The sequence below is a fragment of the Ruegeria sp. SCP11 genome (genome assembly GCF_040329455.1).
Lineage (GTDB): Bacteria > Pseudomonadota > Alphaproteobacteria > Rhodobacterales > Rhodobacteraceae > Ruegeria > Ruegeria atlantica_E.
The window spans coordinates 1-642 of record NZ_JBDZYG010000052.1; the positions used below are offsets into that span (position 1 = coordinate 1).

Annotated in this window: 1 protein-coding gene; it reads right to left on the minus strand. The window is 55.0% G+C overall.

Translation table 11 applies throughout. The features are described from left to right. On the minus strand, positions 1-642 hold a 642-nt coding region (locus ABLN94_RS24575), incomplete at both ends, for a hypothetical protein (RefSeq protein WP_352997345.1).

A 642-nucleotide genomic window follows, 5' to 3' on the forward strand; every position in this document is an offset into this window, starting at 1 on the left:
TCGAAGGTTGCTGAGCTCTGGAAGAATCTGAGCCTATCGTTAGAGCCGCCGCCTCCATCGAAACTTGTCACGCCGCTCCAAGCGGAAGTCGAGTAGACATAGAGCCTGTCCAGGCCGCTTCCTGTTTGAAGGTCCGAGATACCTCCGGTTCCCCGAAGTCGGACATGGTTGCTTCCGTCGCCAAGATTTGCATATCCGATGTTTGAGGCACCGTAGAGAAAGATAGTTTCATTGCCGGATCCGCCCGTGACGTTGGTGACGTAGGTCGAGCCGTTGGTGTTGATCCGCGTGGTTCCAACAGAATTAATCGTTACTTGATCGTGGCTGACCCCACTACGCAGTGTGAGGTTCGCAGTTTCATTCGTAAGATTGACCAGTTGAACTTCTTCAAAGCCATCGACATCGACCGGTGTGTTAAGGTTCAATGTGCCGCCACCGTAAAGGATCAGCGCGTCTGTTCCCGTGCCAGCGTCTAGATCGTCGGCCGCATTCAAAGTGTCGGCTGTACCAGTGACCGTCGAGTCCACCGCGGTTGGCGCGAAGGTATCTGCCCCCGTAGTCAAAATCAGGTCGTCTGGTCCTGGCGCCGGGGCCGTGAACAATCCTCCATCGTCGATGATCGTCTCGATTGATCCTGCATTG